This window comes from Glycomyces dulcitolivorans, assembly GCF_003265355.1.
Classification (GTDB): Bacteria; Actinomycetota; Actinomycetes; order Mycobacteriales; family Micromonosporaceae; genus Glycomyces; species Glycomyces dulcitolivorans.
Map to the genome: position 1 here is coordinate 32,817 of NZ_QFRW01000037.1, position 26,276 is coordinate 59,092.

The 26,276-nt window shown below is 72.2% G+C and carries 28 protein-coding genes and 1 pseudogene; 12 read left to right on the top strand and 17 right to left on the bottom strand.

Annotated features, from left to right (window positions below; all coding sequences use genetic code 11):
* The 3 genes from DI269_RS02060 to DI269_RS02070 all read right to left on the bottom strand — a co-directional run.
* On the bottom strand, window positions 1-1,707 hold a 1,707-nt coding region (locus tag DI269_RS02060; RefSeq protein WP_112133481.1), incomplete at its 3' end, for an ABC transporter substrate-binding protein.
* 109 nt (window positions 1,708-1,816) lie between these two features.
* Window positions 1,817-2,332 (bottom strand): flavin reductase family protein, encoded by a 516-nt coding sequence (locus DI269_RS02065; RefSeq protein ID WP_112133482.1) that lies wholly within the window; start codon window positions 2,330-2,332, stop codon window positions 1,817-1,819.
* Window positions 2,333-2,366: 34 nt separating this feature from the next.
* On the bottom strand, window positions 2,367-3,569 hold the full coding sequence (locus DI269_RS02070) for an SfnB family sulfur acquisition oxidoreductase (RefSeq protein ID WP_112133483.1): 1,203 nt from the start codon (window positions 3,567-3,569) through the stop codon (window positions 2,367-2,369).
* Window positions 3,570-3,735: 166 nt separating this feature from the next.
* On the opposite strand from DI269_RS02070, the gene DI269_RS02075 reads away from it, so the two are divergent.
* A complete protein-coding gene (locus DI269_RS02075; protein ID WP_112133484.1) occupies window positions 3,736-4,629 on the top strand; it encodes a LysR family transcriptional regulator in 894 nt (297 codons plus the stop codon).
* Here DI269_RS02075 and DI269_RS02080 read toward each other — a convergent pair.
* Window positions 4,626-5,171, bottom strand: a complete 546-nt coding sequence (locus tag DI269_RS02080) for a TetR family transcriptional regulator (protein WP_112133485.1) — start codon at window positions 5,169-5,171, stop codon at window positions 4,626-4,628. The genes DI269_RS02075 and DI269_RS02080 overlap by 4 nt on opposite strands.
* A 62-nt stretch (window positions 5,172-5,233) precedes the next feature.
* Here DI269_RS02080 and DI269_RS02085 point away from each other — a divergent pair, with 62 nt between their 5' ends.
* Window positions 5,234-5,725 carry a GNAT family N-acetyltransferase gene (locus tag DI269_RS02085; RefSeq protein ID WP_112133486.1) on the top strand — a complete coding sequence of 164 codons (492 nt, stop codon included), beginning with the start codon at window positions 5,234-5,236 and terminating at the stop codon, window positions 5,723-5,725.
* On the opposite strand, the gene DI269_RS02090 is transcribed toward DI269_RS02085, so the two are convergent.
* Together DI269_RS02090 and DI269_RS02095 are read right to left on the bottom strand one after the other, a co-directional pair.
* Window positions 5,719-6,288 carry a hypothetical protein gene (locus tag DI269_RS02090; protein WP_112133487.1) on the bottom strand — a complete coding sequence of 190 codons (570 nt, stop codon included), beginning with the start codon at window positions 6,286-6,288 and terminating at the stop codon, window positions 5,719-5,721. The genes DI269_RS02085 and DI269_RS02090 overlap by 7 nt on opposite strands.
* A 106-nt stretch (window positions 6,289-6,394) precedes the next feature.
* On the bottom strand, window positions 6,395-7,264 hold the full coding sequence (locus DI269_RS02095; RefSeq protein WP_112133488.1) for a dihydrodipicolinate synthase family protein: 870 nt from the start codon (window positions 7,262-7,264) through the stop codon (window positions 6,395-6,397).
* A gap of 134 nt (window positions 7,265-7,398) precedes the next feature.
* Here DI269_RS02095 and DI269_RS02100 point away from each other — a divergent pair, with 134 nt between their 5' ends.
* On the top strand, window positions 7,399-8,673 hold the full coding sequence (locus tag DI269_RS02100; protein WP_112133489.1) for a low temperature requirement protein A: 1,275 nt from the start codon (window positions 7,399-7,401) through the stop codon (window positions 8,671-8,673).
* The gene (locus tag DI269_RS02105) at window positions 8,670-9,830 is read left to right on the top strand and encodes an alpha/beta hydrolase family protein (RefSeq protein ID WP_112133490.1); all 1,161 of its coding nucleotides are present in this window, start codon (window positions 8,670-8,672) and stop codon (window positions 9,828-9,830) included. Before DI269_RS02100 ends, DI269_RS02105 begins: the two co-directional genes overlap by 4 nt.
* Before the next feature lie 12 nt (window positions 9,831-9,842).
* On the opposite strand, the gene DI269_RS02110 is transcribed toward DI269_RS02105, so the two are convergent.
* The gene (locus tag DI269_RS02110) at window positions 9,843-10,982 is read right to left on the bottom strand and encodes a glutathione S-transferase family protein (protein ID WP_112133491.1); all 1,140 of its coding nucleotides are present in this window, start codon (window positions 10,980-10,982) and stop codon (window positions 9,843-9,845) included.
* A gap of 61 nt (window positions 10,983-11,043) precedes the next feature.
* Between DI269_RS02110 and DI269_RS02115 the strand changes: the two genes are divergently transcribed.
* The 3 genes and pseudogenes from DI269_RS02115 (at window position 11,044) to rocD (ending at window position 14,300) form a co-directional block, all read left to right on the top strand.
* The gene (locus DI269_RS02115) at window positions 11,044-11,892 is read left to right on the top strand and encodes an aminoglycoside phosphotransferase family protein (RefSeq protein ID WP_408612257.1); all 849 of its coding nucleotides are present in this window, start codon (window positions 11,044-11,046) and stop codon (window positions 11,890-11,892) included.
* A 56-nt stretch (window positions 11,893-11,948) separates the two neighbouring features.
* Window positions 11,949-12,893: pseudogene (gene tsaD, locus DI269_RS28945) on the top strand (tRNA (adenosine(37)-N6)-threonylcarbamoyltransferase complex transferase subunit TsaD); the annotation flags it as partial.
* Between the two features lie 210 nt (window positions 12,894-13,103).
* A complete protein-coding gene (rocD, locus tag DI269_RS28950; RefSeq protein ID WP_157974712.1) occupies window positions 13,104-14,300 on the top strand; it encodes an ornithine--oxo-acid transaminase in 1,197 nt (398 codons plus the stop codon).
* On the opposite strand, the gene DI269_RS02125 is transcribed toward rocD, so the two are convergent.
* Window positions 14,297-14,674: a hypothetical protein gene (locus DI269_RS02125; protein WP_112133494.1), complete on the bottom strand. Its 378-nt coding sequence runs from the start codon at window positions 14,672-14,674 to the stop codon at window positions 14,297-14,299. The genes rocD and DI269_RS02125 overlap by 4 nt on opposite strands.
* A 199-nt stretch (window positions 14,675-14,873) precedes the next feature.
* Here DI269_RS02125 and DI269_RS02130 point away from each other — a divergent pair, with 199 nt between their 5' ends.
* On the top strand, window positions 14,874-16,082 hold the full coding sequence (locus tag DI269_RS02130) for an ROK family transcriptional regulator (protein WP_112133512.1): 1,209 nt from the start codon (window positions 14,874-14,876) through the stop codon (window positions 16,080-16,082).
* Here the strand turns inward: DI269_RS02130 and DI269_RS02135 are convergent.
* From DI269_RS02135 to DI269_RS02160, 6 genes are all read right to left on the bottom strand, one after another.
* On the bottom strand, window positions 16,079-16,564 hold the full coding sequence (locus tag DI269_RS02135; protein WP_112133495.1) for a hypothetical protein: 486 nt from the start codon (window positions 16,562-16,564) through the stop codon (window positions 16,079-16,081). The genes DI269_RS02130 and DI269_RS02135 overlap by 4 nt on opposite strands.
* Window positions 16,565-16,645: 81 nt before the next feature.
* The gene (locus tag DI269_RS02140) at window positions 16,646-17,884 is read right to left on the bottom strand and encodes a hypothetical protein (protein ID WP_112133496.1); all 1,239 of its coding nucleotides are present in this window, start codon (window positions 17,882-17,884) and stop codon (window positions 16,646-16,648) included.
* A 10-nt stretch (window positions 17,885-17,894) separates the two neighbouring features.
* Window positions 17,895-18,899 (bottom strand): hypothetical protein, encoded by a 1,005-nt coding sequence (locus tag DI269_RS02145; protein WP_112133497.1) that lies wholly within the window; start codon window positions 18,897-18,899, stop codon window positions 17,895-17,897.
* A gap of 37 nt (window positions 18,900-18,936) precedes the next feature.
* Window positions 18,937-19,230, bottom strand: a complete 294-nt coding sequence (locus DI269_RS02150; protein WP_112133498.1) for a hypothetical protein — start codon at window positions 19,228-19,230, stop codon at window positions 18,937-18,939.
* A gap of 10 nt (window positions 19,231-19,240) precedes the next feature.
* A complete protein-coding gene (locus DI269_RS02155; RefSeq protein ID WP_112133499.1) occupies window positions 19,241-20,020 on the bottom strand; it encodes a hypothetical protein in 780 nt (259 codons plus the stop codon).
* Between the two features lie 222 nt (window positions 20,021-20,242).
* The gene (locus tag DI269_RS02160) at window positions 20,243-20,875 is read right to left on the bottom strand and encodes an FMN-dependent NADH-azoreductase (RefSeq protein ID WP_112133500.1); all 633 of its coding nucleotides are present in this window, start codon (window positions 20,873-20,875) and stop codon (window positions 20,243-20,245) included.
* A gap of 123 nt (window positions 20,876-20,998) precedes the next feature.
* Between DI269_RS02160 and DI269_RS02165 the strand changes: the two genes are divergently transcribed.
* The 3 genes from DI269_RS02165 to DI269_RS02170 all read left to right on the top strand — a co-directional run bounded on the left by DI269_RS02165 (window position 20,999) and on the right by DI269_RS02170 (window position 22,326).
* Entirely contained in the window at window positions 20,999-21,622 is a 624-nt protein-coding gene (locus DI269_RS02165; RefSeq protein WP_112133501.1) for a TetR/AcrR family transcriptional regulator, read from the top strand.
* Window positions 21,623-21,856: 234 nt separating this feature from the next.
* Window positions 21,857-22,009, top strand: a complete 153-nt coding sequence (locus tag DI269_RS26705) for a hypothetical protein (protein ID WP_157974710.1) — start codon at window positions 21,857-21,859, stop codon at window positions 22,007-22,009.
* A gap of 2 nt (window positions 22,010-22,011) precedes the next feature.
* Window positions 22,012-22,326: a hypothetical protein gene (locus tag DI269_RS02170; RefSeq protein ID WP_112133502.1), complete on the top strand. Its 315-nt coding sequence runs from the start codon at window positions 22,012-22,014 to the stop codon at window positions 22,324-22,326.
* 74 nt (window positions 22,327-22,400) lie between these two features.
* On the opposite strand, the gene DI269_RS02175 is transcribed toward DI269_RS02170, so the two are convergent.
* Window positions 22,401-23,834, bottom strand: coding sequence for an NHL domain-containing protein (locus tag DI269_RS02175; RefSeq protein ID WP_112133503.1), 1,434 nt, complete (start codon window positions 23,832-23,834; stop codon window positions 22,401-22,403).
* A gap of 99 nt (window positions 23,835-23,933) precedes the next feature.
* On the opposite strand from DI269_RS02175, the gene DI269_RS02180 reads away from it, so the two are divergent.
* On the top strand, window positions 23,934-24,326 hold the full coding sequence (locus tag DI269_RS02180; protein WP_112133504.1) for a VOC family protein: 393 nt from the start codon (window positions 23,934-23,936) through the stop codon (window positions 24,324-24,326).
* Here the strand turns inward: DI269_RS02180 and DI269_RS02185 are convergent.
* Together DI269_RS02185 and DI269_RS02190 are read right to left on the bottom strand one after the other, a co-directional pair.
* Complete coding sequence (locus DI269_RS02185) at window positions 24,323-25,141, bottom strand: phosphotransferase (RefSeq protein ID WP_112133505.1); 819 nt, start codon at window positions 25,139-25,141, stop codon at window positions 24,323-24,325. The genes DI269_RS02180 and DI269_RS02185 overlap by 4 nt on opposite strands.
* An 82-nt stretch (window positions 25,142-25,223) precedes the next feature.
* On the bottom strand, window positions 25,224-26,276 hold a 1,053-nt coding region (locus DI269_RS02190), incomplete at its 5' end, for a hypothetical protein (protein ID WP_157974711.1).

Consider the following 26,276-nt stretch of genomic DNA (forward strand, 5'->3'; position numbering starts at 1 on the left):
CGCCCAGTTGTCGCGGACGTTGACGACGTCCTCGTTGACCATGACCAGGGCCGGCGTCCACGCCAGCGGCAGCTGCACGGCCTCGTCGAGCGAGATCTGCGCCGCCTGGTTGTTCAGCTCGGCGGCCCGGTCGCGGTCCAGAGTGGTCGCGAGCTCGTCCACGATCGCGTCGACCTCGTCGCTGCGGAACCCGGTGTGGTTGCCCTCGCCCCAGTAGTCGGCCGCCGAGGACGCGAACAGCGGGGTCTCGATCCACGAGAACTGGATGAGGTCCCAGTCGCCTTCGTCGAGCACGGTGCTCAACTCGCCGTTGGGGATCGGGTCCACCGTCAGCTCGATGCCGATCTCGGCGAGGTAGGTGATGACCAGGTCCTGGATGATCGGCGTGAACGCGTTCCCCTCGATGCCGGTGCGGTACCGCAGGGTCACGGCCTCCCCGGCCGGGGTGAGGAGCTGGTCGTCCTGCCAGGTGTACCCGGCCTCCTCCAGGATCGTGCGCGCCTTCTCGACGTCGCCCGAGCCGAGGGTGTCGTCGGCGATCTGGTCGGTCCAGTACTCCGAGTCGGGCCGGAACAGCACGTTCTGCATCGTCTCGATGTCGGCGTACGCCGACCCGTAGGCCCGCGCGTTGACGTCGTCGGCGTCGATCGCGGTGAAGATCGCCTCGCGCAGCGCCTTGTCGGACAGGAACGGGTTGTTCAGGTTCGCGTCCACGTGGGACCAGCCCGACTGCGGCGCGACCGTGTATTTCAGGCCGTCCTCGGACGCCAGCTGGTCGAGCACCTCGGGGTCGAAGCTGGAGGGCGCGGCCCCGTCGATCGTGCCCTGGCGCAGCTCGGTGACCATGGCCTCGGCGCCGTTGATGTACTTGAGCGTCAACGAGTCCAGGGTGGCCTGCTGCGAGCCGGTCCACTCCGGGTTCGGCTCGTACTTCGCGTACTCGCCGAGCACGCCCTCGACCATCCGGTACGGCCCGGCGCTGTAGTCCAGCGGCGGGTTCTCCGAGAAGTCGGTGACCGACGCGGCCATGACCGCCGGGTCGGTGCGCCAGTCGGCGTGCCCGCGGGCCTCGGCGACGTGCGCGGGGTGGGTGATGACGCCCGCGGAGTGCCACTCGGCGTCCAGGTAGCCGTCGACGTACGTCACGACCACCGTGTTGCCCTCGGCCTCCTCGATCGAGGCGACGTTCGCGCCGTAGCTGCTCGCCGGCGTGCACTGGGCGCACTGCGCCTCGTCGCCGGAGGTCGCGCGCCAGTGCCAGACGAAGTCGTCGATGCCGATCGGCACCCCGTCGCCCCAGGTGGCGTCCTCCTTGAGGTGGTAGGCCACCGTCAGCGGCGCCTCGGCCAGCAGCTCGGGCGCCTCGGCGTAGATCCCGTCGTTGTAGTGGATCTCGCCGTTCTGGTCGAAGGTGAACACCGTCGGCCGCAGGGGCTGGTTGATGATCGAGGTGGCCAGGCTGGAGCCGTAGATGTCGGCCTGGCCCCACGCCTCCCACTTGCCGTCCACGGCCCACACCAGGTCGCCGCCGTCGGCGCGCTCCCCGGAGTTGCAGGTGGTCGGCTCGGTGGCGCAGTCCTCGAACCCGACGCCGGTCGGGTCCTCGTCGCCGCCGCCGCAGCCCGCGACCGCCAGGGTGAGGGCGGCCGCGATCGCGGCGAAGGACTTCGTCAAAGCGCCGCGGTTCGGCGCCTCGGTCTCGGGCATTGCAGGGCCTTTCGGGACGATATGGGGGGATGTGCACTGTGGCACATCCCGAACCGTATCGCCACCCCCACGGCAATGTCAACTTAAACGATAGGAATACTCGTGTATCTCACATCCGGAATAACGACGACTCCGCCAGGCGGCTGAACCCGCTGCGGTGGAACACCAGCGGCCCCGACGTGTCCGCGTGCTCCACCGCGTGCAGCCGCAGCAGCACGATCACGTGGTCGCCCGCCTCCACCTCCCGGTACACCGAGCAGTCGAACCGCGCCAGCCCGTCGTCGAGCGTCACCGCCCCCAGCTCCGTCGCGCTCAGCGCCAGCCCCGCGAACCGCCGCTCCGGGTCCCCGGCGAGCTGCCGGCACACCGCCCCGTGGTGGTCGGCCAGGATCGTCAGTCCCAGGTGCCCGGCCCGCCGCAGGTCCGGCCAGGTCTTCGAGGCCGTCGCGATCGAGAACGACACCAGCGGCGGCTCCAGGCTCACCGACGTGAACGAGCTCGCCGCCAGCCCCGTGATGCGCCCGTCCACCTCGGCGGCGACGGCCACCACCCCGGTCGGGAAGACGCCGAACGCCTCCCGCAGCCGCCGCGGGTCCAGGTCCTGGTTCGTGGTCAAACCGGTCATGCAGGGCTCCTTCAGGGTCGGGGGAGAAGCGGGTTCACAGCTGGCCGTGCCGGGGCGGCGGTGCCCCGTCCAGGGCCCAGCGGCCCAGGTGCTGCACCTTCCAGGCCGCCGGGTCGTGCAGGGTGTGGATGCGCGCGTTGCGCCAGTGCCGGTCCAGGTTCAGGCCCGCCAGGGCGCTCCGCGTCCCGGCGGCCTCGAAGATCCGGCTCGCGACGTGGACGGAGACCTGCGCCGTGGACGCCCGCGCCGCCGCCACCGCGAGGCTCGCCTCCGCCGTGGAGTCCTCGTTCAGGTCCGCGTTCGCCGCGTCCACTGCGGACGCCGCGTGCGCGAGCAGCGCCTCGGCCCCGCGCAGCGCCAACTCCATCTCCCCGAAGGCGTGCACGGTGAGCGGGTCGTCCCCGGCGCGCTCGACCCCCGCGTCGGGGTACGGGCGGCTCTTGGTCCGCACGAACTCCGCGGCCTCTTCCAATGCGGCCCTGGCGATCCCGGCGTCGATCGCCGCATGGAGCACTTGGGCGAACGCGCCGTACGTCTGCGGGCCTTCGAACGTGGCCGCGTACGGGGTGATCCACTCGTCCGTCACCGCGACGTTCCGCAGCCGCACCGTGCCGCTCGCGGTGGTGCGCTGGCCGATGCCGTCCCAGTCGTCGACCACCTCGACGCCCTCGGCTTCGCGCCGCACCCACGCGACGTGCATCGGCCCGTCGACGCCCAGGTGCGTGAGCACCGGGATCCAGTCGGCGAACAGCGCGCCCGTGCAGTAGAACTTGGTGCCGTTCAGGCGCCAGCGCCCGGCCCCGTCGGGGGTGAGCGCGGTGCGGTGGTCCCGCACGTGCCGGGTCCCGAACTCGGTCTGCGCGTTGCCGAACCGTCTGCCGGCCAGCACTTCGGCGAACAGCCGGGCCTGCTGGTCCGGATTCCCCTGCCAGCGCAGCTGGTTGACGTACACGAAGTGGCTGTGGGGGATCTGCGCGATGTTCGGGTCGCCGGAGGCGATGCGCCGGAACACCTCCGCGACGACCGCGGTGGGGAGGTCGGCGCCGCCGTGGGCGGCGGGGACGGTGATCGCGAGGAGGCCGGAGGCGGCGAGGCGGTCGATCTCGGCGTAGGGGAGGGATCTGCGGGCGTCGCGCTCGGCGGCGCCGGCGGCGAACTCCCCGGCGAGGCTCGCGGCCGCGGCGAGGGCGACGGGGGCGTCGAGGACGGGGATCTCGGAACAGGAGGGGTCGCTCACGTGCTGCTCCTTCGGGTTTGTGCCGAGGCGGTCGCTCGTAGTAGGCTTTTCCTATCAAGTTACTAGGAAATAAGCCCGGCGAACAGATCCCGACCATCGGATCGGCCGATACCCCCATCGGCGGCGCCGATGACGGGCGCATCGGCGCCCCTTGAGGAGGCGGCGGATGCGGATCGAGCAGCTGGAGTACGTGGCCGCGGTGACCCGGTACGGGTCGCTGCGGCGAGCGAGCGAGCACCTGCACGTCTCGCAGCCGGCGCTGAGCGAGGCGATCAGCAAGCTGGAGCGCGAACTCGGGGTCACGCTCCTGGAGCGGCGCCGCGACGGCACCCGGATCACCGTGCGCGGCAAGGAGCTCCTGGAGCACATGCTGGGCGTGCTCGAAGCGGTCGACCGGCTCCAGTCGGCCGCGGTCGGCGCGAACGCGGCCCGCGCCGTCCGCGTCGGGACCGTCAACGCCGGGGCCGCGAGCCTGCTCCTGCCCGCGATCCGGGCCTTCCGCCGCGGCAGGCCCGGTGCGCGCGTGGAGGTCCGGGCGCTCCAGCAGGGTGAGATCGAGTCTGGCCTTGCCGGCGGCTCGCTCGACCTGGGCCTGGTGAACGTCCTTGAAGGACTCGCCGTGCACTCCGACCTCGAAGGGGCCGAGCTCATCCGCGGCCGCGCGGTCGCGGTCCTGCCGAGCGCCCACCCGCTCACCGCCCGGACCGAGGTCACCGCCGACGACCTCCGCGCCGAGGCGTTCGTGGGCATGCGGGCCGGCTCGACCATGCACCGCTTCGCGGTGCGGCTTTTCGCCGACCGCCCGCCCGCCTCCTGGCATTCGGTCGACGGCGGCGAGATGGGGAAGCTCCTCGTCGCCGAGGGCCTGGGCGCCGCGGTCCTCCCCGACTACGCCGTCAAGGGCGACCCCCTCGAACGCAGCGGCCTGATCGCCTTCCGCCCCATCGCGGGCGAGGGCACCACCGTCTCGATGCACCTGCTGCGCAGGAGAGCCGGCCGCCCTCCGGCCCCGGTCGCCGACCTCGCGGCCCACCTCAAGGAGCAGGCCGGGCGCGCCTAGAGCAGGTCGAGGTGCAGGCGGACCGCCGCGCCGGTGCGGTCGGCGTCGCCGGTGGCGATGAGGTCGAGGAACGCGCCGCGCAGCACCGCGAGGACGAGCGTGCGGCGGGCCGGGTCGGCGCCGGGCTCGCACTCGGTGAGCATCGCCAGCCAGTCGTCGACCGTGGCCTTCGCGAACCCGGCCCAGGCGCCGTCCGGTTCGACCAGCGAGCGCCCGTACGCCTCGATCCACAGCCGCACCAGCGGCCGCCGCTCGGGCGCCGCGATCCACTCCCACAGCCGCTCGGCGGCGGTCGCGAGGCCGATGTGCCCGTCGAGGCGGCCCAGGAACGCCAGCTCGTCGGCGCGGGCGCGGGCGAGCAGCTCGCGGATGAGGCCGTCCTTGCTGCCGAACAGGAACAGCAGCACGCGCGGGCTGGAGCCGATCGCCGCCGCCAGCGGGCGCAGCGAGAGGTCGGCGAGGCCGTGGTCGAGCACGTACCGGTAGGCGGCTTCGAGCAGCTCGGTCCGGCGGGCCGAAGGGCTGGCGGTCTCCTGGGTCATGGGACTAGCATAAGGCTACTGAAACGTGTGTTTCAGTGAATCGCGAGCCTGGAGGACTCACCATGGCGCACATCGACATCCGCAAGGCCGACCGGCCCGGCGACCTCGGCTGGACCGTCATGGCCCAAGGCGCGGCCTACGCCGCCGAGCAGGGCTGGAGCGCCGGGTACGAGGGCCTGGTCGCCCGGATCGTCGCCGACTTCGCCGCCGGGCACGACCCCGAGCGCGAGGCCCTCTGGATCGCCGAGGTCGACGGCGAGCGCGCCGGCTGCATCGCCCTAGTCGCGGCCGACGAGCCCGGCACCGCCCGGCTCCGCATCCTCTTCGTCGACGCGGACGCCCGCGGCCTCGGCCTCGGCTCGCGCCTGGTGGCGCACTGCCTCGACTTCGCCCGCGCCGCCGGGTACGAGCGGGTGGTCCTGTGGACGGTGAGCCTGCTCCACTCCGCGCGCCGCATCTACGAGGCGAACGGGTTCACCCTCGTCAAGGAGGAGCCGTTCCGCGGCTTCGGGCACGACCTCGTCGGCCAGGACTGGGTCCTCGACCTTCAGTAGACCTTCCGCTGCTTCACCGACGTGCCGCCCCTGTAGTCGGTCACCTTGGCGCGCAGTGAGAACCGCCTCGCGACCGCTTCGAACCGCCTGCAGTCGGAGGCGCTGATCGCGACCGAGCGCCGCGCGAGCGGGGACGTCACGTGCGCGGGGACCCCGGTCCGGTCGGCGGCCTGCCGCGGGTCGGTGTGGACCGGCTCGACCCCGACCATCGTGGTCCAGTAGAGGCCGGTCCGCCTGCGCCAGAAGTAGATCCCGCGGACTTCCGCCCACGGCAGGTCGACCACGGGGCTCAGCGAGCGGTTGCGCTGCGAGGTCTCGGGGTACAGCCGCACCCCCTGCCGGTCGAACTCGGCGACGACCTGGCGCTTCGCGAGGTTCCGCCAGCGGCTCGCGGGCCAGCCGAACGCGGCGGCGGCCGCGATGAGCGCGAGCGGCCAGCTGTTGCTCGTGCTCAGCGCCGCGGTGGTGACCGCCCCCGCGGCGACCATCGCGCCCGCGCCGGTGCGCGCGACGTCGCGCCAGTTGGCGCGGTCGGCGATGCGCTCGATGTCGGAGCCGGGCATGCGGATTCCTCAAGGGGCCGAAGGGTGGGCCGACCTCATCGTCCCACGCCCCGGCCCCTCGGGGGGACAACGGCGGCACTTCGATTTCACCCGCGCTCGGCGGCGCTCACGCGTACAGGTCCACGGCCCGCCGCAGGTCCGCGAGGACCGGCTCCGAAGGCGCCTCGATCGCCATGCGCACGGTCCCGCCGGGGATGCCCATCATCGCGTACGCGGCCTTGATGCGGCCCATGTCGCCCTTCACGGTCGCGACCACGTCGTCGACTTTGAACTGCGCTGCCGCGATGGCCTCCTCGTCGCCGGAGGCGGCCGCCGCGGCCAGCTCCCGGAACGGCTTGGGGAACACCGAGCTGACGCCCGAGACGACGCCCTGCGCGCCGAACTCGGCGGTCCGGGCCAGGTCGCGGTCGGCGCCGGTGTAGAGCACGAAGTCGTCGGGCACGACCGCCCGGTACGCCGCGATCACCTCCAGGGGCTCCTCGCTGACCTTGGCGCCCTTGATGTTCGGCAGCAGCGCGAGTTCGGCCATGAGCTCGGCGGACACGAAGTTCCCGGTGCGGTTGCGGAAGACGTACAGGTACGCGTCGAGGCCGTCCGAGGCGTCCGAGACCGCCCGGAAGAACCCGCGCAGCGCCCCGTCCGTGGCCGGCAGGTAGTACGGCGTGATGACGGCGATCTCGGTCGCGCCCGCCGCCCGGGCCCCCTCGATCAGCTGGAGCACCTCGCGGAGGCTCGGGGCGCCGACGTGGACGACGACCCGCATGTGCGCGGCAAGCTCCTCGACGCTCGCCTTCGCGAGCAGATTGCGCTCCTCGACGTTCAGGGCCGGGAACTCGCCGGTGGTGCCGAGCACGAACGCGCCCTCGTTGCCGGAGGCGGCGGTGTAGCGCAGGATCGCGCGCGAGCCGTCGAGGTCGAGCGAGCCGTCGTCGCCGAAGGCGACCGGGACGGCGGGGAGGATGTGCGGAGTGGCCATGAGTGCTCCTTCTCGGTAGGCGGACGGCCCCGCCCCGGGAACGACGCACGGTGTCGGACCGGTTGCGGGGGCCCTGGGCGCGAAGGATACTGTGCGCTGACCTCGGAAGGTGATCGGAAAGGACGGTGCCACCCATGGTGGAGGCGAAGCGCTGGCGGGTGCCGATCGCGACCCGCGACCACACCGAAGGGCACCGCCAGGCGACCTGGCTCGAACTGTTCTTCGACCTGTCGTTCGTCGTCGCCGTCGCCCAGGCCGCCTCCCAGTTCGAGCACGCCGCCGCCGAAGGCCACCTCGGCGAAGGACTCCTCGGCTACGTCTTCGTGTTCGCCGCCATCTGGTGGATCTGGGTCTCCTTCACGTGGTTCGCGAACTTCTTCGACACCGACGACGTGCCCTACCGGCTCCTCATGATGGTCATGATCGCCGGCTCGCTCGGCCTCGCCGCCGGCGTCCCGCAGGCCGCGCACCTCGACTTCCGCATCTTCGTCGTGTCCTATGTGGTCATGCGGTTGGCGTACGTCGCCCAGTGGGCCCGCGTGTACCGCAGCAGCGGCGACCCCGTCATGCGCACCCTCGCCGGGCGCATCATCGTCCTCACCACCGTCGTCCAGGCCGGCTGGGTCGCGTTCCTCCTGGTGCCCATGGAATGGCGCGTCGAGGCCTGGATCGCGTGGTTCCTCCTCGACCTGGCCGTCCCCGTCCTCGCCCGCTGGAACCCGCGCCTGGGCGGCCACTGGGGCCACATCCGCGAACGCTACGGCCTGTTCACGATCATCGTCCTCGGCGAGGCCGTCGCCGCCGCCACGATCGCCGTCTCCGGCGCCGTGGACTCCGGCCTCGACTTCGACACCGCGCCGCTGCTCACCCTCGCGATCGCCGCGCTCGTCATCGTCTTCGCCCTGTGGTGGATCTACTTCGACTTCGCCGGCGGCCACGCCTTCGAGCACGGGCCCGTCACCGTCTACGTCTGGGCGTACTCGCACTACTTCGTGTTCGCGGCCGTCGCCGCCCTCGGCGCGGGCACCGCTCTGGCGGTTGAGCGGATCACCGACCCCGGCCACGTCCACCTCGGCGACCGCACCGTCGCGCTGATCCCGGCCGTCGCCGTCGCGGTCATCCTCGTCACGACGCTCATGATCGAGGAGGTCAGCGAGCGCGGCATCCCCGCCGGACACGTCGCCGCCAAGCTCATCGCATCGGCGATCGCCGTCGGCTCCGCGTACTTCGCGCCCGTCCTGACGATCCCCGGCGCCGCCGTCGTCACCGCCGTCGCCCTCACCGGCCTCGTCGTCTACGGCGTCGTCGAGCAGCACCACCTCTACCGCCGTCTGCCCGAGGCGGCCGGGGGCGACGCCGCATTAGGATCGACCGACCAGCGCCCTTCGAACCCCCGGGAAGCCACGTGACCGCCACCGCCGCATCCGACGCCCCCGTCCGCAAACGCCGCAAGTGGCTGCGCCGCACGGTCATCGCCGTCGCCGCCGTCCTGGTGCTCGCCCTCGCCGGACTCGCCGGCGCGGGCTGGTACTTCTCGAACGAGCTCCTCAGGCCCGACCACTCGGCCGACGAGTACCCGTTCCAGGTCGAGGCCGTCGCCGACGGGACCGTGACCCTCCCGCGCGACGAGGAGGACGGCGAGACCGAGAAGCCCGGCACCTGGGGCCTCTCCTGGGAGGACGGCCAGGCCCTCATCGGCGACATCGTCGACGAGGACGACGACTCGGTGACCCGCACCGTCGAAGGCGTCCTCTCCGGCGACCTCGCCGAAGGCGAGATGGTCCGCGTCGACACCTACGCCTACCGCGGCGACCCGTCCGTGATCGGCGTCGACTTCGAAGAGGTCCAGGTCCCGACCGAACTCGGCGACGCCCCCGCCTGGCTCATGCCCGCCGAGAACGACACCTGGGTCATCGGCGTCCACGGCCGCAACGCCTCCCGCGAGGAGACCCTCCGCTCCGCCGAGGTCTACCACGCGCTCGGCTACCCGGTCCTGTCGATCACCTACCGCAACGACGAGGGCGCCCCCGCCTCCGAGAACGGCCTGCTGAGCCTCGGCGAGTACGAGTCCGCCGACGTCCTCTCCGCGATCGACTACGCGCTGGCGAACGGCGCGAGCGACGTGATCCTCCACGGCATCTCCATGGGCGGCTCGACCGTCGCCATGGCCGCCCGCAAGATCGAGGACCAGTCCCTCATCCGCGGCATCGTCTTCGACTCCCCGTGCCTCGACTGGGACTCGACCCTCGACCTCCAGGCCGCCAACCGCAACGTCATCGACCCGATCACCTGGGCCGCCAAGCGCATCGTCGAGGCCCGTGCCGACATCAGCATGCAGAACCTCGACCAACGCAACTTCGCCGACGAGTTCGGGATGCCGGTCCTCCTGTTCGTCGACACCGCCGACAAGACCGTCGATCACCTGCCGACCCTCGAATTCGCCGAGGAGCTCGACCCCGGGCTCGCCACGGTCGTCGAGTCCGCGTCCGGCCACACCGCGACCTGGAACGAGGACCCGGCCCGCTACGCCGCCGAGCTTGAGGCCTACCTCGCGTCGCTGTCGTAAGGGGCGCCGTCTTCAGGGAGCGCTGTAGAGCGGGTTCGCCCCGGGCGGCCTTTCCTCGGCCGCCACGGGGCCCGGCGCTGTCCCGTCCCCGAACGGCGAGCCCCCCAGGCGCTCGCGGCCGTGCTCGGTCAGCCAGTTCGCCAGGTCGGGCCCGGCCGGGACGACCTGCGTCGGGTTGATGTCCTCGTGGACGACGTAGTAGTGCCGCTTGATCTGGTCGAAGTCGACCGTGTCCCCGAACCCGGGCGTCTGGAACAGGTCCCGCGCGTACGCCCACAGGTGCGGCATCTCGGTGAGCTTGTTCCGGTTGCACTTGAAGTGGCCGTGGTAGACCGGGTCGAACCGCACCAGCGTCGTGAACAGCCTGACGTCGGCCTCGGTGACGTGCGCGCCCATCAGGTACCGCTGCGTCGCGAGCCGGTCCTCCAGCCAGTCCAGGGCCGCGAACAGCCGCTTGTACGCCAGCTCGTACGCGCGCTGCGAACCGGCGAACCCGGCCCGGTAGACCCCGTTGTTGATCTCGGTGAACACCCGCTTGACCACCGGCAGCATGTCCTCGACCAGGCCGTCCGGCACCAGGTCCGGGGCGCCGTCGCGGTGGTACGGCCGCCACTGGGTCGAGAGGTCGAACGTGATCTGCGGGTAGTTGTTGGTGACGACCTGCCCCGAGGGCACGTCCACGATCGCGGGCACGGTGATCCCGCGCGGATAGTCCGGGAAGCGCTTGAAGTAGTGCTCCTGGAGCCGCTCGGTCCCCAGCACCGCGTCCCGCCCGCCCGGCCCGAGGTCGAACGTCCACGACCGCACGTCGTGCACCGGCCCCGGCGTCGCCAGCGAGATGACCCCCTCCAGACCGAGGAGCCGCCGCACGATGATCGACCGGTGCGCCCACGGGCACGCCCGCGCCGCCACGAGCCGGTACCGGTCCGGCTCGACCGGCCACGCCTGCGAGCCCTCCGTCAAACCCGCGATCCGCGGGTCCCCGATCGCCGAATGCGGCTCCGTCTCGGCCGACAGCACCGCCGTCGGGTCGGCCACGATCCGGTCCTCGATGTAGTTCGTGTCCCGCGTGAACTCCCCGCCCGTGACATAGGCCCCCGCGGTCGAATGCTCGGTCCCCGCCGTCCGCGACGGCTCGCTCTGCTCACCCATGCGCCCAGCCTACGCAAGTAGGCTCGACCGGGCACCGAAGAGAGGACTCGCCTTGGACGACTTGGCAACCATCGACGAAGCGCTCGTGCGATCACTGCTCCGCGACCGGTTCCCCGACCTCGCCGGCCTCGAACTGCGGCTCGTGGACGGCGGCTGGGACAACCGCATGTGGCGCCTCGGCGAGGACCTCGCCCTGCGCCTGCCCCGCTCCGAGCGCGCCCCGGCGCTCCTTGAACGCGAGCACCACTGGATCCCGACCTTCGCCGCCGGCCTGCCGCTCCCCGTCCCCGTCCCGGTCCGCCTCGGCGCGCCGACCGCGCGGTTCCCCAAGTCCTGGCTCGTCACCACCTGGGTCGAGGGCACCCCCGCCGACCTCGCGCCGATCACCCGGCCCCGCTCGGCCGAGGCGCTGGCGGGCTTCCTCACCGCCCTCCACAAGCCCGCGCCCGCCGGCGCCCCGAGGAACCCCGACCGCAACGTCCCGCTCGCCGCCTTCGCCGCCGACCTCGACGGCCTGTCCGGGCCCCTGCGGGAGGTCTGGGACGACGCGCTCGCCGCCCCCGAATGGGACGGGCCGGCCGTGTGGTGCCACGGCGACCTGCACGTCGCCAACGTCGTCACCGCCGAGGGCGCGCTCAGCGGCGTCGTCGACTTCGGCGAGCTCGGCGCGGGCGACCCGGCGAACGACCTCGCCGCGGCCTGGCTGCTCCTGCCCGACCCGGACGTGTTCTTCAAGCACTACGACGCCGACGAGAACACCGTGCGCCGCGCCCGCGGCTGGGCCCTGCGGCGCGCACTCGGTCTGCGCCAGATCGGCATCGCCGGGGAAGAGGGCAGGACCGGCGGCAAGGCGACCTGGCGTCCCGCCGCCGAAGCCGCCCTCGACCGACTCCGGCTCTTATTGCAATAAGTTTGCAATAGTAGGATTGCTTCGACCGGACGGTATCGAAGCGGAGGGACGGCCTGGTGGAACACGGGGCGCTCGGCCGGGGCGCGGTCGTCCTCGGCATCGAATCGTCGTGCGACGAGACCGGCGTCGGCCTGGTCGCGGACGGCAAGCTCCTGGGGGAGTGCACCGCCACGAGCATGGACCGGCACGCGCGCTTCGGCGGGATCGTGCCCGAGGTCGCCGCCCGGGCCCACCTGGAGTCGATGGTCCCCGCCGTCCGCACCGCCCTGGAGCGCTCCGGCCTCGACAAGTCCGATGTGGACGCCGTCGCGGTGACCGCCGGGCCCGGCCTCTCGACCGCGCTCACCGTGGGGATCGCCGCCGCGAAGGCCTACGCGCTCGCGCTCGGCGTCCCGCTCATCGGCGTCCACCACCTCGCCGGGCACGTCGCCGCCGACACCCTCGACCACGGGCCGCTCCCCGAACGCAGCGTCGGCCTCGTCGTCTCCGGCGGCCACACCTCGCTGCTCATGCTCGGCGACCTCGCCCGCGATCCCATCGTCCACCTCGGCGACACCGCCGACGACGCCGCGGGGGAGGCCTTCGACAAGGTCGCCCGGCTCCTCGGCCTCGGCTACCCCGGCGGGCCCGCCCTCTCCAAGGCTGCGCTCGACGGCGACCCCGCCGCGATCCGCTTCCCGCGGGCCGTGGTCGGGAAGTACGGGTTCTCCTTCTCCGGCTTGAAGAGCGCCGTCGCCCGCTGGGTCGAGGCCGCCGCAGGCCCGCTCCCGGTCGCCGACATCGCCGCCTCGTTCCAGGAGGCCGTCTGCGACGTGCTCACCGCCAAGGCCGTCGCCGCCTGCACCGACCACGGCGTCGACACCCTCGTCATCGCCGGAGGCGTCGCCGCCAACCGGCGCCTGCGCGACCTCGCCGAGGCCCGCTGCGCCGAGCACGGCATCACCCTGCGCGTCCCCGCCCCGCGCCTGTGCACCGACAACGGCGCGATGATCGCCGCCGTCGGCTCCATGCTCGTCGCGGCCGGCGCGCCCTGGGCGCCCCCGGACCTCGCCGCCGACTCCTCCGCGCCCCTCACCGCCGCGCTGCTGCACCCGCGGCCCGCACAACGTTTACAACCCGGGTCGAAAGATTCCACAAGAAACCACATTCGCAACGCTTCCAACGGGAATCGCGCCTGCGCATACTGTGGATCGAGCAATGAGAGGGAGTCCATGAACCGATCGAGCGACCTGACCGCACTCGAAGACCGCTTCGGCGCCCACAACTACCACCCGCTGCCGGTGGTCCTCGCCGAAGGCGAGGGCGCCTGGGTCACCGACACCGAGGGCAACCGCTACCTCGACTGGCTCGCGGCCTACTCGGCGGTCAACTTCGGGCACCGCCACCCGCGCCTCGTGGCCGCCGCCAAGGCCCAGCTCGACCGGCTCACCCTCGCCTCGCGCGCCTTCCACACCGACACGCTCGGGCCGTTCCTGTCCGGCCTCGCCGAGCTGTGCGGCAAGGACGCCGTCATGCCGATGAACACCGGCGCCGAAGCCGTCGAGACCGCCATCAAGGCCGCCCGCAAATGGGGCTACACCCGCAAGGGCGTCCCGGACGGCAAGGCCCGCATCGTCGTCTTCGACGGGAACTTCCACGGCCGCACCACCACCATCGTCGGCTTCTCCTCCGACCCCGGCTCCTACGAGGGCTTCGGGCCCTACGACGGCGGCTTCGACGCAGTCCCCTACGGCGACATCGAGGCCCTGAACGCCGCCATCGGCCCCGACACCGTGGCCGTGCTCATCGAACCCGTCCAAGGCGAGGCCGGCGTCGTCGTCCCGCCCGCGGGCTACCTGCGCGCCGTCCGCGAGACCTGCGACGCGAACGACGTGCTGATGATCGCCGACGAGATCCAGTCCGGGCTCGCCCGCACCGGCCACACCTTCGCCTGCGACCGCGAGCACGTCGTCCCCGACCTCTACCTCCTCGGCAAGGCCCTCGGCGGCGGCATCGTCCCCATCTCCGCGGTCGTGGCCGACCGCGAGGTCATGGACGTCTTCACCCCCGGCACCCACGGCTCCACCTTCGGCGGCAACCCGCTCGCCGCGGCCGTCGCCACCGAGGTCGTCGCCATGCTCGCCACCGGCGAATGGCAGGCCCGCGCCCTCGAACTCGGCAAGCACCTCGAAGGCGCGCTCACCGGACTCGAAGGCGTGGACGAGGTCCGGGTGTGCGGCCTGTGGGCCGGCGTCGACCTCGCCGAAGGGGGCCCGAGCGCCCGCGAGGTGTGCGAGCGCGCGGCCCGACTCGGCCTGCTGTGCAAGGAGACCCACGACCGGACGGTGCGCATCGCCCCGCCCCTGGTCATCACGCCCGAAGAGATCGACCGCGGCGTCGCGATCCTCAAGCGCGCGATCGCGGGCTAGTCGTCGGAGGTGCGGGCCGCGAGGATCGCGATCGCGCCCGCGGCGTCCTGGATCTGCTCGTCGTCGACGTCGCACCCGTGCTCTTTGAGGACGGCGAGCAGGTCCGCGATCACCGGCCCGGTGGCCTCCATGGCCCAGGACCGGTCCACCGGGTGCGCGTATTCCGCGCCCCCGAGCTGGACCCCGTCGTGGTTCCACACCGCGGCCGCCGCCGCCGCGATTCGCCGCGCCCGCGTCTCCGAGTCCCCGAAGTCCCGCTCGGGCTCGGGGTCGGACTCGCTGCGGGGCCGGTGCGGCGCCGAGTACGTGGGCCGCACTGGGGTCCGGTAGCGTTCGTCGCCGAACAGCTCCCGGAAATCGCCGATGCCGTGCATGACTGCGCCTGCCTCCCCCCACCTGACGGGTGATCCGTTCCACTATTTGTACCGGGTGCCCGTGAAACGCCCACAAGTGGAGTCCCCCGAACGGGGACATACGGACACGTGTACGACATCACTGCGCCGCCCCTGATCGCGGTTGCCCGATTCGCGTCCGCTGCTACGATTCCACGTCGACCGAGGATCTGGAGTGCTCATGGCCGTCGCCCGGCGAACCTCCCGCGACATCCGCAGCGAGTCGCGGCTCATCGTCGTCCGCGCCCTGCTCGCGGCAGAGGAGACGACCCGCAACGAGCTCGCCGAGGACACCGGCCTGAGCCCCGCCACGGTCTCCACGATCGTCGGCGACCTCCTCAAGTACGGCATCGCCGCCGAGACCGGCCTCCTCAACGGCACGATCGGCCGCCCCACGACCGGCCTGCGGCTCAACGCCGACCGGGGCCGCGTCGTCGGCGTCTACCTGGAGGACCGGTTCCTCGAAGCGACCGTCTACGACGCCGCGCTGGGCCGCCTCGCCGACTTCGAGACCGTCACCGACGAGCCGGTCGAGGACGCCGACCGGGTCATCGACCTGATCGAGCACGCCCTCGACACCGCCCTCGAACGCGCGCAATCGAACCGCGACGAGGTCCTGGGCGTCGGCGTGCTCCTGCCCGGCGGCATGCAGCGCCCGGTGAAGGCCGAGAGCGTGCCGGACGCGATCTGGCTCCACCTCGACCGCCTCCGCGACCGCCTCGGCCTGCCGGTCGTGGTCGACAACCCGCTCAAGGCCATCGCGACCGCCGAACTCTGGCTCGGCGCCGGTCGCCGCAGCGCCAACGTGGTCGCCGTCAACCTGGGCACCGGCGTGGGCGCGGGCATCGTCCAGGACGGCGCGGTCGTGCGCGGCGCCTCGAACTCGGCGGGGGAGTGGGGCCACAGCCTCCTCGCCTTCGAAGGGCGCCAATGCCTGTGCGGCCGCAAGGGCTGCGTGGAGGCGTACGTCGGCGTCCCCGGCATCCGCCTGACCCTCGACGAGACCGCCCCCGGGCATCCCCTCGCCGAAGTGGCCGGCCACCCGGAGTTCATCGAGGCGCTGGGGGCCGCGGCCGAAACCGGCGACCCGGCCGCGATCGCGACGATCGAGCGCACCGCCCACTACCTCGGCGCCGCGCTCACCGACCTCGTCGCCGTCGTCAACCCCGAGGTGATCGCCTTGACCGGCACCACCACGGAACCCCTGAGCGACCGGCTGCTGCCGATCGTCCGCGACCGCATCCGCGACGACGCCCCCGGCGACGCCGCGGTCGATCTCTCGGTCGAGCTGTCGCGCAGCTGCGGCATGGACGGCATCGCCGCGATCGCCTTGGAGCGCTTCATGAGAGACGCGGGCCTGGTCACGACCAGGGTCCTGCCGACGATCTAGGAGCGGACCCGGCCGCCGAACGCGGAGAACAGGAGCAGCACGACCCCGGCGAGCACCGCCGTCGCGGCGGCGGCGACCGCGGAGGTCGCGAGCGTCAGCGCGCCGCCGGCCACGGCCAGTCCGATGAGGATCCACCCGAGCGGCGTGAACACCGGCGCTTCGAAGGCGCGGGCGAACGGCAGGAAGTGCGCGCCGAGGACCAGGACCACCCAGCAGACCGTCAGGTCCGGCTGCCCCAGGACGTTGTTGATCAGCGAGGCGCCCAACGGGATCGCCACGACCTCGGCCGCGACGCAGATCCAGTAGACCCGCAGTGCGCTCCGCGACGGCGGCTCGCCCGCCGGGACATGGCGGCGGATCACGGACCACAGCACGAGCGCGAACGCGACCGCCCCGGCGATTCTGACGATCAGCGGCAGCGGTCCGGGCAGACCGCCCGCGTTCACGAGGATGAAGACCAGGCCGCCGATGGCGCCGATCATCGCTCCGATTTTCACTCCAGGCACCGGAGTATTCAAGCACATCTGTACGAACCGTGAATCGGCTCGGTCTGTTACCGTGCGTCAGCGCAGCCGGATCCGGAAGCGCGCCAAGTGCGGGCCTTGCGGCGCGGGGACGGCCGCCACGTCGGCGCACAGCGCCACCGCCGCCGTCTCGCCCGCCACGGCCCGGAAGCGCACTTGGTACTCTTCGCCGAGGTCGACCACGGTGTCCGGACCGATCTGACTGCGAGGCACCGGAACCCGCACCGTCAGCTCGTGCTCGCCGGGCGCCAGCTGCATCCACGACCGGGTCCAGCCCGCCCGCACCGGACGGCCGTCGAGGAGGACCTCCGGCGCGGGGATCCACGGTCGGCACTCGGGCGCCTCAGGCTCGCCGATGCGCACGGTCCGCCAGCGCTGCAACAGGTTCGGCTTCCCACCCGCGAGCGCCGCGACGGTGTCGGGCCCGTACCGCTCGAACTCGTAGCGCAGGTGCAGGCCGAGTCCGGCCCAGCCGGGCGCGGGGGCCATCCGCGCGGGTTCGTCGGCGTCGAGGACGATCGGCGCGGCACCGATGGTCGGCGGGGCCGTGACGACGTGTCGCAGGCGCGCCTGTTTGACCAGCGACGAGACGATGGCGGCGACGCCGATCCCGAGGCCGATCCCGATGGCGCCGTACATGAGTGCGTACGAGGCCGCATCCGGTTCCGCGAGCATGAGCGCGGTCAGCCCGGCCGCGAGGACGAGCCCGCCGATGACGACGGCGTAGTACCAGCTGAAGCCGCCTCTGCGCGTGCCGAAGTAGGTCAGGTCCCGGATCTCATTGCCCGCCAAGGCGTACCGGTGTGCACCGTCGCCGATGAGGCTCAGGTGGTCGAGGTCCAGCCGCTCGCCGCGGCCGAGGTTGACGAGCCGGTAGCAGCGCGAGTGGCTGCTCGCCACGGCGATCAGGTGCTCGCCGGGTGCGAGCGTGAGTTCCGTTGTGCCCCAGCCCCACGAGGCCGGGACGCCGTCGACGCTGACCACCGGCACCAGCGGCCGCGAGGCGCGCAGCGAGGGCCGCCACTCCCGCGAGTCCTGGTTCCCCCAGGCGGTGCGGACTACGACGATCGCGCTGTCGCCGCCCGCCTTCGGTCCGAGGCGTCGTCCGGCCCGGACCGCCACGGCCGCATCGGGATGCGGCCGGGCGGTCCAGGCGCGGAACGGCGGGAAGGTCTTGAACGGGGCGAGCCGCCGCAGTCCGGGCAGGGCCGGCCACGACACGAGCACCGCGATGACCAGGAGGCCCAGGACCAGTCCGGTGGCGTCGTCGGTGCTCATGCGCTGAGCGCTACTTCCCGCCCCAGTCGGCGGTCGTGTCGTCGGCCCAGCCGGGCTTCTCCCAGGTGCCGGTCGGCTCGTCCTGGCCCTCGGGGGTGTCGACGTACGGGATGAAGTCGAGGTTGCCGGGGTCGATGCCGTACTTGCCGCGCGGGTCCTCGGCGCCGTTGAGGTCGCCGTCCCCGGCGATGTCGTTGGCGTTGAGCCCGAGGTTGTACGCGCCCTGGCCGCCGACGAACAGGTGGCCGAGGCCCCCGGCCACGTGCCTGCCGCCCGAGGGCGCGGCCGCGTTTCGGAGCGCCAGCTGGGCCAGGCCGTTCATCATGTTGAACGCGGTCGGGCCGACCATGTCCACGGGGTTGACGACGTTGCCCTGGGTCGCCAGGACCGCCCACGAGCCGGTCATGCCGCCGCCGATGAACGCGGCCAGGCCGTTGCCGAGCCCGGTCAGCGCGGTGTCGAGCGTCTGGAGTATGCCGAGTCCGGTGGCGGCGATGGTCATCGCGGCGGTGCGGACGGCGACGGCCGCGGCGGCGGTGAGCGGGAACGCCTGGAGCGGCCAGTACACCAGGGCCATGGCCATCAGGCAGGTGGCGAGCGCCGCGTAGGCGGTGACCATGACGACGAGGAGGGCGGCGATGGTGAACAGCGACAGGCCCACTTCGAGCGCGAAGGCGCCGATGGTGAACAGCTGCATGGTCACCCGGCCGGACTGGTCGACGAACGCCTCGCAGTCCTCGCCCTCCCACATCTCGGAGTCCATTGCGGATACCTCGTCGTCGAGGCCCTGGCCCGCCTTGATGTACTTCTCGGCCAGCTGGAGCCAGTAGGCGCCGACCATCATGATCTGGCCGGGGTTGCACTGGTTCATGTAGACGATGCGCGCGATCTGCGTGCACGAGGGCCCGAAGGTGAAGGCGGGCAGGACGATCTCGACGGCCGCGGTCGGTGCGACGATCGCGAACGCGTCCATCATGCCCTGGAAGCTCTTAGGGTCGGGGGCGCCGATTGACATTGGGGCGGTTCCTTTGCGGTTCGGGAGGACTCGGTCGTCAGCTGAAGGTCTTCGCGCAGGCCTGGTCGGAGTCCTCCCAGGAGGTGGCGCAGCTCGCGAGGTTCTCGTTCATGGTCGTGAAGCACTCGGCGGCGCCCTCGACCATCTCGTTCATGTAGCTCACGGCGGTCGTGTACGCCAGCGCCAGCGCCGGGGCGACCGAGGTGTAGAGGGTCTGGTCGATGCTGCGCAGGTTCGGCAGGATCTCGCCGGCCTCCTCCAGGGTCGGGGTGACGTTGGTCTGGATGTCGGTGCCCAGCTGGCGCACCGAGGCGGGGTCGATCTGGGTCATGGCGTCCTCACTAGTGCAGTCGTCGGATGGTCTCGTCGTGCTGGCGGCGCAGGAACTCGGACTGGCCGAGGATCTTGCGGCCGTAGGCGTTCATCTCGGCGGGCAGGCCGTCGACCTGGTCCATGGTCAGCGGCAGCCCGAGGCCGTCGATGCGGTCGCGCTGCTTGCCGCGCAGGTCCTCTATGGCCTTCGCGGCGGTCTCGGTGATCTCCTTGGCGAGCGCGTCCGGTCCGAGTTCGCGGGCGTGGATGCCCAAGAGCACCTTGGCGATCGGGTACCGGCCGGTGGACTCGACGGTGACGGCCTCCTCGGGGCCGTCGGCGCGGCCGACGACGGCGTCGTCCTCGATGGCGGCGGCGCCGCTCCCGCCGGGCCCGAAGCGTTCGAGCACGGCGATGGCCATGTCGAGGCCGGCCATCGGGAAGTCGGTGCCGAGGGCGAGGCGCGACATGGAGCGGGGGTCGTCGGCCGAGAGGTCGGGCTGCTCGGCGTCGTAGTCGGCCCGCTTGCGCTCGATGACGGCTTCGAGGCCGTCCTGGTTGAGGCCGTCGCGGAGGTTCTTGAGCTCGGCGAGTGCGTCTGCGGCCGAACGGCTCTCATGCGCCTCGGCGTCGCGGGCCGCGTCGGCGGCCTCGCGGGCGGTCCAGGTGACGAGCTCGGCCAGTTCGCGCGCGGGCAGGCGCACGGCGTCGGCGCTGAGGCGCACGGCGGGCGCGCCGTTGCCGTCGACGACGGTGACGGCGCCGTCGGGGCTCGTGTACGAGGGGGGCGCGTGGTCGGTGTCGGTCAAAGGGGGTCTCCGTCCGAGTCGGGTGCGGGCGAGGAGGCTACGGGGACAGCGTAATCCGACGCGTCTTGACGGAATCTTGACATCCCTTGACGCTGTTCACGTCCTGTTCGCCCTCAGCTGGCCCTTCGGTGCTCCCGGCAAGCGCCCCAACGTGTCTCAGATCACGCGGACACGCGAAAGGCCCGGGGGAGTCCCCGGGCCTTTCGAAGCGGTTGCGGCGGTTCAGTTCCCCGCGATGGCGCGGCCGGCCTCGCGGGCGGCGTCGAGCGCCTGGCGGTGCTGCTCGGCCGCGAGGTCGCGCAGGCCCTCCATGCCGGGCGTGGTGGCGGCGAGGGTGAGCTCGCGCTTGACCACGGTCAGGTCCGCGCCCCACAGGTCGCCGAGGACGCGCGTCAGGTACGGCGTGGAGTGGTCCCAGCCCTCCCGGGGCGCGCCGGGGCCGTAGCCGCCGCCGATCGAGGTGACCAGGACCGTGGGCGTGCCCTTGAGGACCGGGGTGGTCGCGCCGGCGCCGGCGATGACCAGGTCGGCCCAGGTCTTGAAGTGCTGCGAGACGCCGTAGTTGTAGAGCGGGACGGCCAGGATCGCCGCGTCGGCGGCCTGGATCTCCTCGGCCAGCTCGGCGGCCAGGCCCAGGGCCGCGTGGTGCGCGTCCTGGCGGTCGTCCTCGGGCGTGAACGCGCCGAGGGTGGCGTTGACCCACGCGTCGGCCGGGAGCGGGTCGGTGCCCAGGTGGCGGCGGACGACGGTGCCGCCGGGGTGGGCGGCGGACCACTCGGCCTCGGCGAGGTCGGCGATCTCGGCGCTGGTGGAGGCGCCGGGCAGGATGCTGGCGTCCAGGCGGAACAGGTTCATGCGGAAGCTCCTTGAAGCGGGTGGACCGCGCGGGCGGTCGAGCGGGGAGGGGCACGGCGTCGGGCCCTTCGCCTTCTAAACGGACTTTACCCCGCTTATATTTCCGGTTGGTAGATTGGTCCGGTGGACCGTCCCGTCGTGCCCCTGGGCAAGCCCCGCGCCGAACGCGCCGACGCCAAGCGCAACCGCCTGCGACTCTTGGCCGTCGCGCGCGAGATGCTGGCCGAGGGCGGACCCGAGAGTGTGACGATGGACGCACTCGCCGAGCGGGCCGGGCTCGGCAAAGGCACCGTCTTCCGCCGCTTCGGCACCCGCGCCGGGATCTTCAAGGCCCTCATCGAAGAAGAGGCCCACCGCTTCCAGGAGGCCGTGCTCTCCGGCCCGCCGCCCCTCGGCCCCGGCGCCGGCCCGGCCGAGCGCCTCATCGCCTACGGCCGGGTGCGCACCGGCTTCCTCATCGACAACCTCGACGTCTTCCGAGCGGGGATGGAGCGCGGCCTCGGGGCCCCCACCGTCGAGGTCGACATGACCCTGGTCCACCTGCGGATGCTCCTGCGCCGGGCCGACCTCGGCATGCGCGACCCCGACAGCCTCGCCGTCCAGCTCGCGGCCGCCCTCGAAGGCCCGCTGCTGCTGTACATGTCCTCCTCGCCCGACGCCGGACCGCCTGCGGCCGAAGCGGGTCTGCGCCTCGCCGACGCCTGGCAGGACCTCGTCGAGCGCCTCTTCCGCGTCGATCTGAAATAGGTCGGGGATCGGTCTCGCTTTTGGCCGCCGAGGGGAATAGTCTGATCGAGTTGCGTGTGCAATCCGACAACCCGTTTTGGAGGACTGCGCGTCACGGTTGAGGCCCATGGCATCCCGTGCGGCAGAAGCACATCAGTTCCCGAAAAGAGCGGTACGCCTTTAGTCCGTGATCCGACATCACCCGTAGTGAGTAATGCGACACTCACTTTCCGGAATCCTCCATAGGATTCGATCATGGTCCCCGCCAATATTCTCCCGGAGCCGGTCTGCGGACCGGCCGACTCCAACACCTCCGCCGGCACCGCCGGGCGGATCCTCGCCGGAACCCCGGCGCCCTCCCCCGCCGCGGCACCCGCCGCCGGCCCCACCTGGACCCAGGAGGTCTAGACGTGGAACTCAATTTCGACGGCGACTTCATCAGGCAAGCCGTCGCAATCCTGCTCAGCGCGAACCAGCTCGTCGCCTACTGGCTCGCGGGAAACAAGAACAACCTCGGATGGCTCCTCGGCGTCCTCGGCGGCATCCCCTGGATCGCGTTCATCGTGGTCTGGGACGTCTGGGGCCTGGCCCCGCTCGTCATCGGCCTCCAGGTCATCTACATCCGCAACCTGATGCGCTGGTGGCGCGAGAGCCACAGCGCCGAACCCGCGCTCGAACCGGCAGTGGTGGAGCCGGTCAAGGTCGGAGCGCCTTCCGCTTCCTAAGAGGAGTCAGCCGGAGCGGGCTGCGGAGGGACGGCCCTACGGGGGGCCGTGCAGCCGCCCGGCAGACTCGAACATCAACGGACGACCCTGCGGCGCCGCGCGACGAACACGATCGCGGCGCCGCCGCCCATGAGCGCCACCGCCGCCCACAGCGCGGCCGTCAGGCCCGGCCCGGTCGCCGGAAGCACGCCACCGCCACCGCCACCGCCACCGCTTGCGGTATCCCCGACCGTGATGGTCACCGTCCCGTAGGACATCTGCCCCACCGCGTCGATCACGCTGTAGTTCATCGAGACCACGCCGGCGAACCCGGGCTCCGGGTCGAAGCGCAGCTGCCCGTCCTCGCTGATCCCGCCGGACCCCGATTCGGGGTGCGAGTAGCCCTTGACGGTGAGCCGGTAGCCCACGTCGTCGCCGATGACGTCGGCGACGAGCCTCGTGTCCGACTCCACGGACAGCTCCTGGTCCAGCGCGCACGGGACCGGGCTCAGCACCCGGACGACCCCGTTCTCCGGCTCGGCCGCGTAGATCTCGCCATCAAGGCCGACCGCGAGCCCGGCGGGCGACATCGCCGCGTCGAGCGCGGGCCCGCCGTCCCCGGAGTGCCCCAGCGCGCCGCCCGCGATCCGCTGGAGGACGCCGTCGTCCGCGGCGATGCGGGTGACGTCGCCTTCGGCGCTGGCGACGAACAGGTTCCCGCTCGGATCGGTCGCGAGGCCCCGGGCCCCGATCAGGACCGCGACGGCGGAGAGCTGCCCGCCGGGGTCGATGACGCGGACCTCGTTCACGAACACGTCGGTGAAGTAGACGTTCCCGTCGCCGTCCGTCGCGAGGCCCGTGGGCTCGGACGGCTCCGGCCTCGTCGTGAAGACGGTCGAGATGACGCCGTCGGTCCCGATGGCGCGCACCGACGTCCCGTCGCGGTCGGCCACGTAGAACACGCCGTCCGGGGTGAAGCCGCTCTCGCGCGGGCTGTCCAGCTGCGCCGCGGTGGCCGGCCCGCCGTCGCCGCCGGTGCCGGGACTGCCCGGCGTCCCGGCGAACACGTCGATCGTGCCTTGATCATCCACTTTGTACACAGCGCCGTTGGCGGCGTCGGAGATGTAGAGGTTCCCGTCGTCGTCGAGCGACAGCCCTGCGGGCGAGCCGATCCCCGCGGCGGCCGCGGGCCCGCCGAACCCCGAGGGCGTCGCGGTCCCGTTGCCCGCGACCGTCCTGAACTGGCCTGCCGCATCGACGACCTTGACCGTGTGCGCGACCGCGTCGGCGATGTACACGTTCCCCGCCGCGTCCACCGCCACATCGGTGGGCGCCTCCAGGTAGGTCGAGCCGTCGTCGGGGAAGCCGGGCGCACCGGGCCCGGCGAACGCCGAGACGAAGTACGCGTACTCGTCCGGCGCGGGGCACGTCGCATCAGCAGAGGCGGGCAGGGCCGGGACGAGGACCAGGCCCGCGCCGAGCGCGGCGGCCAGAATCCTGACGGCATTGGGCTTGTGCGAGGGGGACATGACGCTCCTATTGAGAACCGGTCACGCCATGCTAGCGGTGCCGGGGTCCCGCGGGAAGAGAAGGAATGTCCCGTTGCCGACCTGTGGCAATATCGGGTCATGCTCAAATTCACCGATTTCATCATCGACTGCCCCGACCCGATGAAACTGGGCGCGTTCTACGCCGAGGTGACCGGCCGGCCGCTCAAGGCCGACAGCACCGACTTCTGGGCCGCCATCGCCTACGGCGGGGTCGACCTGGCCTTCTACCGGGTCGACGAGTACGTCCCCCCGACCTGGCCCGGGAACGAGCACCCCAAGCAGTTCCACCTCGACTTCGAGGTCGACCAGTTCGCGCCCGAGCAGGAGCGCGTCACCGCGCTCGGCGCGACCCTCCGGCAGGAGTTCGTCAACGAGGAGGGCTACGGCTGGCAGGTCTACACCGACCCGGTCGGACACCCGTTCTGCCTGTGCCGCAACAAGGGCCACGACTGGTCTGCGACCGCGTCCTAGATCGCGGCGCGGATCTGCGCGGTCCACTCCTCCGCCAGCCGCCGCCCGTCCGGGAGCTGGTCCCCGGGCTCCCAGCGCCACGCCGTGATCATCGCCAGCATCAGGAGGCGGCACTCGCGCAGCAGGTCGCGGTCCACGCCCGGGTAGTGGTCGGCGACCTCGTCCGGAGCGTGGGCGAGGTCGAATTCGACGGGCCCGCGGCAGCACGTCTCGAAGTCGATGAACCGCGGCCCGTCCTTCGTCGCGAGCAGGTTCCCCGGGTGCGGTTCGCCGTGCAGCAGCTGCTCGGCGCCGCGCCCGGCGATCGAGGCCCGCAGGTCCCGCAGCACGTCCCCGAGCAGCTCCCGGTCGGCCTCGGCGAGCCCCGGCGAGCCCTCGCGGTCGGCGATGACCCGCTGCGCCTCCTCGACCCGGTCGGTGAAGTGCGGCACCGGCGCCCCGACCCGGCGCATCCCGGCGTGGAGCCGCTCCAGCGCCGCGGCGTACTCCGGCGCCGGAACCTCCCCGCCGACGGGCTCGTAGTACGTCCACAGTGTCACGTCGAAGTCCCCGCGCCCGTACACGCGCGGCTCCACCCGCGGATCGAGTTCCCCCACAGGGCAACCCGCCGCGCCGAGCCGCTGCGCCAGGTCGATCTCGAACGCCGCGATCCGGTGCGACAGCGGCGCGACCCGCGCCAGCGAATCGCAGGGGAGCAACCGCAGCGAGAGCTTGTTCGAGTCGTGGAGCACCACCGCCTCCTCGACCTCCAGGCCGACCGAGGCCCCGATCGCCTTCACCGTCGCCACCGCGCGCTCGATCTCCGCCGCATGCATCCCCTGTGGCCCCTCTCCTCCGAAGTCGGACAAGGCACACGCTATCGGCCGCGGCCCCCGGCGGCCCACCCGTTTTCGGCGCTCAGTCGCCGTCCGCGGGTTCCAGGACCGGCATGATCGCGCCCTCCGGCACCTCGGCCGCCGAGGCCGCGGACGAGCCGTCGTCCGAATGGTCCACCCGGACCCAGTCGGAGAAGGTGCCGTCGCAGGCGAGGTCCCAGCGCAGGCCCGGATCGGCCCAGTACCGTTCGGCCGCTTCGTACTCGTCGGCGTACTCGCCCAGATCCGGGGCGGGCCGCCCGCTCGCGAGCGTCCACCTGGCGACGGTGCCGGCGACGACGTCGTACGCCTCGTCCCCGGCGGCGCGGCTGATCGCCGACTTGACGGCGGCGGTGTCGATCCGCCCGCAGGCGTCCATGCCGCCCCCGGCCGCGCCCGGCGCGAACGCGGTCACGCACACGCTCCCCGGATCGGCGGCGTCGATGACCGCGGCCGCCGCGAACCCGGCCTCGTCGACGCTCTGGAGCGAGCCGAGGAACTGCTCGGTCCCCAGCTGCGGCCCCGATTCGTCGGCGATCTGCGGCATCGCGTCGGCGCTGAACACGGCGATCGAGTCCGACCAGTCCACCAGCGTCATGCCCGCCGAGATCCGGAACGGGACCAGGGCCGTGTTGTCCACGGCCGGGACGTTGAAGACCGTGTACTCGTTCATGTCGTCCTCGACCATCGAGGCGAGGGCGAACCCGGTGCCCGCGGCGTTGAGCGTCGTCGAGGTGGCCTCGGTCGGCCAGGTGAGCCCGGACGTCACGGTCCCGTCCAGCGCGATCTCGACCGTGCTCTGGGAGGCCAGGGACACCACCAGGTACGAACGGGCCGTGCGGAACACGCTCGACGGCTCCACGTCCGGGAGCGGCACGCGCTCGCCGTCCGCGTTGATCACCGCGAAGCCCTCGTCGTCCCTGACGACGAACTCGATCGCGGGCAGGACCGGCGCAGGCGCGTTCGCCGGCTGCTCGGGCTCGCGGACCGGCTTCCAGAACGGCAGCGACAGCACGGCGCCGATCATGAGCACGCAGGCGGTCCCGGCGGCGGCCACGACCTGGCGGCGCCGCCTGCGGCGCGCCGCGGCGACCGC